Source organism: Candidatus Rickettsia tasmaniensis (genome assembly GCF_036857515.1).
Lineage (GTDB): Bacteria > Pseudomonadota > Alphaproteobacteria > Rickettsiales > Rickettsiaceae > Rickettsia > Rickettsia rickettsii.
The window spans coordinates 1-8,731 of the sequence record NZ_JAQCNX010000030.1 but is presented as its reverse complement, the minus strand read 5'-3'; the positions used below and the strand labels follow the sequence as shown (position 1 = coordinate 8,731).

Below are 8,731 nucleotides of genomic sequence, written 5' to 3'. Positions count from 1 at the left end.
GGCAGGAGCTATTAATTGATAAAGACGGCAAAATGGTATTTGATACGCTTCGTCTATTTATCAAACCTATATGGAATGCTTACCATTTCTTTACGATGTATGCTAATGCCGATTCGCTTAAAGGCAAACTTAATTTTAGCTCTAAAAACGTACTTGATGTTTATATATTATCTAAGCTTAAAATAGCCGTACAAAAAATTGAAGAGAGCTTAGATAATTTCGATACGCAAACAGCTTATCATGCAGTTTCAGAATTTTTTGAAGTATTGAATAACTGGTATATAAGACGAAGCCGAGCTAGATTTTGGAAAAGCGAAAAAGATACAGATAAGCAAAATGCTTATAATACTCTATATTCATGTTTAGACACCATGGCTATTGCGATGTCGGCACTAGTGCCTATGATTTCGGAAGCGATATATAAGGGATTACATCATTGTGAGGAGCGTAACGACACGGCACTCTCAGGAAAATCAAACGTCATTGCGAGGAAAGACACAAGTCTTGACGAAGCAATTTCAGGGGTATCTCATAAGATTGCCACGGCACTTTCAGTGCCTCGCAATGACGCGATTAGCGTACATCTCTGCAACTACCCTACTCTCTCAGACTTTGAAATAAATCACGAGCTGGTTGCTACTATGGATAACGTGCTTGATATTTGCAGTAATAGCCTATTTATCCGAAGCACTGAAAATATCAGGGTAAGGCAGCCACTTGCTAGCATAGCTATTATCAGTAAACATAATAACAACCTCAAAGATTTTGAAGATTTAATTAAAGATGAAATTAATGTTAAGGCGGTAATTTATCGTGACGATCTAGAGAATTACGCAAGCAAAAAACTATCGATTAATTTCCCAATGCTTGGTAAACGTTTGCCGCATAAAATGAAAGAGATTATAGCTGCTTCTAAAAAAGGTGAGTGGGAAGCTATCGCAGGCGGTTTAGCTATATGCGGTGAAACCTTAAATAGTGACGAATATAAGCTAGTTTTAGAGCCGTATTCACATATCAAAGGAGCAGCAAGTTTTGAGAATAATAGTAGCTTGTTAATATTTGATTTAGAGCTAACACCTGAGTTAATAGAAGAAGGATACGCAAGAGACATTGTACGCTTTATACAACAGGCTCGAAAAGATGCCGATTTCTCTATCACTGACAGGATTTTAATTGAGATAATAAGCGAGTTTGATTTATCTAAGATAATTGATAATTATGGAGACTTTATTAAAGAACAAACTTTAGGCGAGTTTGCTAAAAATTTCACGCCTGATTATGTAAGTAAAGTAGAATTAGAGAACCATCAAATACAACTTAAAGTTAAGAAATCGTAAATTATTTTACTATCAATTAAGATATTGATAATTTACTTAGATTAATCTATAGTACGCACGCTATAAATTAATTTAAGGTAAATTATCATGCACAACTCCTCCACAGCTCCGGGGGGTTCTAAAATTAAAAGAACTACTAAGCCGGAAACTACTAAAACAGAAAATGTAATAACTCTAGGGTATTTAAAACAATATTTTGATACGTTTCATCCTAAAGACGGGACAGCATTAAATATTATAGCTAGCTTAGATGATCCGAATTTAAATAAAATAAATCTCATGGAAGGCCTTATATCGCAAGGTGCAAATAAATACAAAGCATTAGAATTTGCACTTAAAAACAATAATGCACAAGCTGAATATTTACTTAATCATCTTACGTTTAAACCTAATCCCAGCCTAATACAAGCAATACACAATAAAAGTTTAATTTTAGTAAAGTATTTTGTAGAAGAAAAAGGAGCGAATGTAAATTTTAGTCATTATGGTTCTAATACACTAAATGTTGCTGCCGGTTTGGAAGAACCTTACAAAACAGACATTACATGTGATCTTTTAATAAAAGGAGCAACTTATTTAAATACAACCTTAGAAGAAGCAGCACAAGGTGGTCAAAATGTAAACGATCTTCATAAGCAAATCTTTTTTAAAGCAATAAACGAAAATAAGCTTGAAGTAATTAAAAAATTTGTTGAAATATACGGTTTTGATGTTAATACTGAATATCGTTTTAACATACCATTAAGTACCGCAAATTTTAAAAATAGAAAAGAAATTGCAAAGTATCTTTTATCTAAAAATGCTAATTTAGATGTAGCTCTAGAAATAACAATAATATACGGTAATTTAAATGCGGTAAAAACATTTATTAGATGCAGGGGCAAAGATTAACGGCAATAAAGATGTATCACCTTTAATGCTTGCATCAGAGCATGGGCAGGTCACAATAGTAAAATATTTACTTAAACACGGTGCTCACTATAATGTTCAAGGATGTACATAGCGATGTATCGTGTCAACTAACTCAAATCACTGAGATTTCTACATTGTGTGAAAAAGCTAATAATCCTAACCACAAATATATATTAGAGAGGATATTAAAAACAAGTATATCATCACATTATGATAGATATAAGAATTTATCATCAGAACAAATAAAGCAAAAATTTTCTAAATTCAAAAAACAACTATCTAAAGATTTACAAAATTTCGCAGAAATTAAAGCACTGTTAGAAGATTATTCTAGCGGGAAGAAAATTCCAATAAATACAAATACTGTAGTAGAAGACGAGGGCTATGTTTCTGATTTTAAGGTTGAAACTGAAAAACCTAACACAGGCTCTAGGTTAGAACATACTCCTTCTAAATCAGGTATATTTCGCACTTTTGCCCTTGAGGGACTTGATGAAGAAACGTCTTTAGGCGGTGATATAAAAATATTTGATTCTGAACTTTAATAATGTCATTCCTACGATAGGATTACTTCATTGCCTGCTCTTATGTCATCCCCGCATAGGCGTTGTTGCGTGGACCAGTTTCCTAATTGTTACCCTGTGGCTTGTCCACGGGGTCTAGTTAAAAATACTAATAATATTAGTATTTTTAACTAGATTGCTTCATCAAAACTTACAATTTTTCCTCGCAATGACGACAAAACCTCTTGCACATTTATTAGATACATATATAGTAAAATACACAAAAGCTCTAATTATTATCAAGAAGCACAATATTATTTAGGAGAGTGTTACCTTAATCAAGAAGAATTTATAGAAGCTGTAGAGGCATATAATAAGGTAAACAAAAATCATTATCTATTTGAAAAAGCTAGCTCAAATATTTCAGTTATTGAGAAAAATTTTGACTTAATTAATATGGATATATTCTAAATAAATGAATATAGTAAACTGATCTCCATTTTGTACTTCGTTGTTCGTTGTCTTGCCTATTAATATATAGGCTCTACCCTTACGCTTGTCATAAAATGGAGCTGAGTTTACTATAGTAGCGAATTATAAGCGAAAGACAATATATTAGGTTCTGTGAAGGAAAATTAAATTAATCTATTTTTGCTCTTCTTTGCTGCAAATTATAAGATTGTTTTGAAATAGGAACAACTATTACTGCAAACATCTTATTAATTTTCGCTAAAAAATATCTGAAAATATAAATAATTGAATTATCCTTTACAGAACCTAGCATATCAAGCAAATTCTAATAATACCTGCCCTCTTACAACATTATCCTTTTCATTAACAAAAATTTTAGCTATTTTTCCGTCTCTTTCGGCAAGAATCAGGTTTTCCATTTTCATAGCAGTTAAAATCATAATTTCTTGTCCTGCCGTCACTTCCTGCCCTTCTTTCACCTTTATCGCAGCAATCTGACCGCTTAGAGGAGCTTGTAGTTCGGAGCTTTCTTCCACCACTACTTTTGAGACCATCAACGCTTCAAGTTCTGATATACGAGGAGAGCGTACAAAGGCTTTTACGCTAATACCGGCATGCGATAATAAATAACCGGTTCTGATATTCTCAATTTTCACATTTGTCTTTTTACCGTTAATTATAGCCGTAAAAAGTTCATTACCTAAATTCCAGTTACTACGAATATATATTCTATCGCTTTCGTGACGTATATTATAGCCGTTTTCAACAGGTGTAATTAATACAGGAAATAGTTTATCATCGATAGTTACTACCCACCTTGTACCTATTTTGTTAGCCTGATTGTTAATATTGCCGGAAATTAAAGAAGCACGTCTTTGCTCCGATATATAAATAAAAATAGCCGTTGCTAAAAATACGGTAGTTACTTCTGAAGTTAGACTAGCTCCGGAAAAACCGTCAGGATATTCTTCTTGAATAAAGGCAGTAGAAATATCACCGCTAACAAAGCGTGGATGTAGCATTACCGCTTCTAAGAAACTGATATTATGAGCAATACCGTTAATTATATAAGAACTCAAAGCAGAATGCATTAGCTCAATTGCCTGCTCTCTTGTTTCACCGTAAGTACATAATTTTGCAATCATTGAGTCATAAAACATACTTACTTCGCCACCAAGCCCAATCCCTGTATCTATACGGATATTAGGACTCTTTGCAGGTTCGGAATAAGCTATAATTCTACCGCTAGAAGGTAAGAAACCTCGGCTTGGGTTTTCGGCACAAATTCGTGATTCAAATGCCCAACCTTTTAATTTTACGTCATCTTGCGTAAATGATAATTTCTCGCCGGCTGCGATTTGTATCATCTCTTCAACGATATCTATACCGGTAATTAGCTCAGTAACAGGATGCTCGACTTGCAACCTAGTATTCATCTCTAAAAAATAGAAATTTTTATTGCTATCTACTATAAACTCAACGGTACCGGCCGAATAATATCCCACTTTTTGAGATAAGGATATTACCTGCCGATACATTTCTTGCCTTATATCTTCAGTAATAAAAGAACTTGGTGCTTCTTCGATTACTTTTTGATGGTGACGCTGTATTGAACATTCCCGCTCTCCGAGACATACACTATTGCCGTATTGATCGGCAATTAGCTGAATTTCGATATGACGGGGAGTTTGAATTAACTTCTCAATAAATAATCTATCGTCACTAAAACTATTGGCTGCTTCAAGCTTTGCCGACTCAAAAGCATTGGCCATTTCAGCGGGATTATTCACTACTCTCATACCACGCCCACCGCCGCCGGCAGCCGCTTTTACTATTACCGGAAAACCAATCTCTTTAGCAATATCTATAGCTTGTTTAACATCGTTTATAGTTCCCATATAACCCGGCACGGTGCTAACTCCGGCTTCTATCGCTATCTTTTTTGCTTCGATTTTATCGCCCATTTTTTTAATAGTTCCGGCACTCGGTCCTATTAAAACAACACCTTCTCTTTTAAGAATATTGGCAAAATTTGGATTTTCTGATAAAAAACCGTAACCTGGATGTACTGCACTTGCGCCACTTTCACGAATCGCCGAAATAATATTTTTAATAGATAAATAACTTTCCGTTGCAGGGGAATCACCTATATAATAAGCCTCATCTGCATGCTGCACATACATTGAGTTTGTATCTGCTTCAGAATATACTGCAACCGACTTTATCCCCATCTTTTTTAAGGTACGTATTATCCTAACAGCGATTTCGCTACGATTAGCAATTAAAATTTTATCAAATAATGGTTTATTCATAGTTTTTTGTATCCTAATGTCACTCCGTGGCTTGACCACGGGGTCTTGTATCACAGACTGTATTCTGAGATCCCGTGGTCAAGCCACGGGATGACAGCTAAAGCGGCAAATTATCATGCTTCTTCCAAGGCAGTTCTACTTTTTTAGTACGCAGGAAATTTAACGCCTTACATATTCGCCATCTGGTATTTTGTGGTCTTATAATATCATCCAAATATCCCCTAGATGCCGCAACAAAAGGCGAAGTTACTACTTTCCTATATTCATCGATTTTTTGTTTTTTAGCTTCAGGGTTTTTACATTCTTCCTTAAATATTATCTCGGCTGCTCCCTCTGCCCCCATAACAGCGATTTCCGAATTAAACCAAGCATAGTTTATATCGCCTCTAAGATGCTTGGAGTTCATAACTATATAAGCACCTCCATAAGCCTTACGGGTAATTACAGTAATCTTCGGCACTGTAGCTTCCGCATAAGCGTATAACAACTTAGCCCCGTGTTTAATAATACCGTCATGCTCTTGGGATGTACCAGGCAGAAATCCAGGCACATCAACAAGGCTTACTATAGGAATATTGAAAGCATCACAAAATCTAATAAATCTTGCTGCTTTTCTTGAGGCGTTTATATCTAAACATCCTGCTAAATGCAAAGGCTGATTAGCCACAAATCCTACCGGATAACCTTCCATATAACCAAAACCAATAATGATATTCTTAGCAAAATCAGGTTGTAGTTCAAAAAATTCTCCCTCATCAACGATACGCTCAACAAGCTCTTTCATATCATAAGGCTTATTAGGAGTGTTAGGTATTAACGTGCTAAGAGACATATCAACTCTATCGGCAGGATCAACAGTCGAACGAACAGGAAGAGGACTACGATTGGATGACGGAAGGAAATTAAAGAATTTACGAATTTCAAGCAATGCTTCTATATCATTGTTGAATGCAAGATCGGCAACACCGCTTTTAGTGGTATGCATCCTAGCACCGCCGAGCTTTTCTTGGCTTACTTCTTCGCCCGTAACGGTTTTTACTACATCGGGACCGGTTACGAACATATAAGAACTATTCTTAACCATAAATATAAAATCGGTTAAGGCAGGAGAATATACCGCACCACCAGCACAAGGTCCCATAATTAGGGTAATTTGAGGGATGACACCCGACGCTAAAACATTACGCTGAAATAATTCGCCGTATCCGGCCAGAGCATCAACCCCTTCTTGAATTCTTGCTCCCCCTGAGTCGTTAATACCGATTACGGGAGCACCGGTTTCTATAGCTTGATCGATAATATCGCAGATTTTCTTAGCATGATATTCGCCGAGAGAGCCGCCGAGTACAGTAAAATCTTGGCTATAAGTAAATACCAACCTACCGTTTATCGTACCGTGTCCCGTTACAACGCCGTCACCTAAAAACTTTTTATCCTGCATCCCAAAATTATCGCATCTATGGGATACAAACATACCTGTTTCGGTAAAGCTATTCGGATCTAATAATACTTCTATGCGTTCTCGTGCAGTTAACTTACCTTTTTGATGTTGTGCGTTGATCCTAGCTTCACCGCCCCCTTGCCTTGCAATATTTCTTCTCTCATCCAGTAACTCAGGAGAGATTATATTACTTTGATTCATAGATTATTTATAGTTTTATTTTCCAAAATATTCATAATATAATATAATAATGCTAATGTGAAAAGGTAATTATTTATGTCATATACCAAAGATATCAAAGAAGCACTGAAAAAAGCCAAATCACCGGCTAAATTTGATAATTTATCAACTGCCTTAAAAAAGAATTTACAAAGAAGAAAGACAGTTAAAACGAAAGATACTACAAGCCAAGCTTTATCTGCATTACAAACAATAGTAAAAAATTACACTGATTCTACGGACGAAAAAATTTCTCTTGTAGATGAATTAATAAAATCAAGACGCTTAGAAACAGAAAGTAAATAAGCACCACATTTGACATATTAATATAAATTGCTAATATTTGGGGAGTTTAGGTTTTTAGCTCGCTTATGTCATTCCCGCATAGGCGAGAATCCAGGGTAAAGCGAGATAAATCGAGTTTTTAGTTTTAAAAACTTACTGTATTTATATTTTTTAATTACTGGATTCCTGTTTTCACGGGAATGACATCAGAGTCACCCAACAAAATTGGCATTTAAAATATTTTATATCATGGACACAAACAAATTATATCTTTTCAAAGATAGACGATTTTTACCGAATTTTATAGCGCAGTTATGCGGTTGTCTTAATGATAATATATTAAAAAATGCTCTGGTAATCCTTATAACTTATGGTATTTCAGGAGCTTTAAGTAAATATAATAATCTACTTGTTTTAATTGCTAATGCTACTTTTGTATTACCTTTTATAATATTCGCAAGCATAGCAGGACAAATTGCCGATAAATACGAGCGTGCAAATCTTATTAAAATTATTAAGATTTGTGAAATCGGTATAATTGCCTTTGCAATTTACGGATTTCATCATAATAATCTGTTAATCCTGTTTTGTTCTATTTGCTTAATGGGTATACATTCTACTTTTTTCGGTCCAATCAAATATAGCGTATTACCTGATCACCTAAATAAAGACGAACTACTTGGAGCTAACGGCTTTGTTGAAGCCGGAACTTTTATCGGTATTTTTATCGGTACTATAATCGGCAGCTATTATACAATCAGCAATAATTTTATAATTTATTCCTTAATTACCATCGCTTTTCTTGGCTTTATTACAAGCCTTTTTGCCCCAAAATCTAACAACGCAAATCGTGATATTAAAATAAATTTTAATATTATAGATGAAAGCATAAATATGATTAAATATGCCAAAGCAAAAAAACAGATATATTTAGCTATACTTGGTATTTCATGGTTTTGGTTTATCGGAGCTGCTATAATTTCTCAAATACCTTTACTTGCTAAGATAACTTTTAAAGCTGATGAGAATGTTGCTAATTTATTTTTAACGGTTATCTCATCTTCAAATATTTTGCTACATAAAAACGAACCGACCCCAACACCAAACGAGAAAACCGCTAAAAATAAATTAGCAACATTCTCATCAGCTTTAAAAGTTATCTTAGCAAGTAAAGGTATTTGAGAAATTATAGCAGCTCCGATAAACCAAAACCATGAAATACCAAGTATAGCTAAATATATCTGTTTTTTT

At 34.6% G+C, this 8,731-nt stretch carries 4 protein-coding genes and 3 pseudogenes; 5 read left to right on the top strand and 2 right to left on the bottom strand.

Annotated elements, in window-relative coordinates:
* The 3 genes and pseudogenes from O6R16_RS06740 to O6R16_RS06730 form a co-directional block, all read left to right on the top strand.
* The coding region (locus O6R16_RS06740) for a class I tRNA ligase family protein (protein WP_499680533.1) at window positions 1–1,337 on the top strand (1,337 nt) is incomplete at its 5' end.
* A gap of 429 nt (window positions 1,338–1,766) precedes the next feature.
* Window positions 1,767–2,082, top strand: a pseudogene (locus O6R16_RS06735) (hypothetical protein).
* Window positions 2,083–2,253: 171 nt separating this feature from the next.
* A pseudogene (locus O6R16_RS06730) lies at window positions 2,254–2,434 on the top strand (hypothetical protein); the annotation flags it as partial.
* A 1,103-nt stretch (window positions 2,435–3,537) separates the two neighbouring features.
* On the opposite strand, the gene O6R16_RS06725 reads toward O6R16_RS06730, so the two are convergent.
* Together O6R16_RS06725 and O6R16_RS06720 are read right to left on the bottom strand one after the other, a co-directional pair.
* Complete coding sequence (locus tag O6R16_RS06725) at window positions 3,538–5,535, bottom strand: acetyl-CoA carboxylase biotin carboxylase subunit (protein WP_103897188.1); 1,998 nt, start codon at window positions 5,533–5,535, stop codon at window positions 3,538–3,540.
* 97 nt (window positions 5,536–5,632) lie between these two features.
* On the bottom strand, window positions 5,633–7,177 hold the full coding sequence (locus O6R16_RS06720; RefSeq protein ID WP_499680532.1) for an acyl-CoA carboxylase subunit beta: 1,545 nt from the start codon (window positions 7,175–7,177) through the stop codon (window positions 5,633–5,635).
* A gap of 75 nt (window positions 7,178–7,252) precedes the next feature.
* On the opposite strand from O6R16_RS06720, the gene O6R16_RS06715 reads away from it, so the two are divergent.
* Together O6R16_RS06715 and O6R16_RS06710 are read left to right on the top strand one after the other, a co-directional pair.
* A complete protein-coding gene (locus O6R16_RS06715; RefSeq protein ID WP_499680531.1) occupies window positions 7,253–7,501 on the top strand; it encodes a hypothetical protein in 249 nt (82 codons plus the stop codon).
* 228 nt (window positions 7,502–7,729) lie between these two features.
* Window positions 7,730–8,539: pseudogene (locus O6R16_RS06710) on the top strand (MFS transporter); the annotation flags it as partial.
* Between the last annotated feature and the right edge of the window lie 192 nt (window positions 8,540–8,731).

Coding starts and splice junctions, on each gene's coding strand:
- O6R16_RS06725 (WP_103897188.1), bottom strand. CDS start 5,535: ATGAATAAACCATTATTTGATAAAATTTTAATTGCTAATCGTAGCGAA.
- O6R16_RS06720 (WP_499680532.1), bottom strand. CDS start 7,177: ATGAATCAAAGTAATATAATCTCTCCTGAGTTACTGGATGAGAGAAGA.
- O6R16_RS06715 (WP_499680531.1), top strand. CDS start 7,253: ATGTCATATACCAAAGATATCAAAGAAGCACTGAAAAAAGCCAAATCA.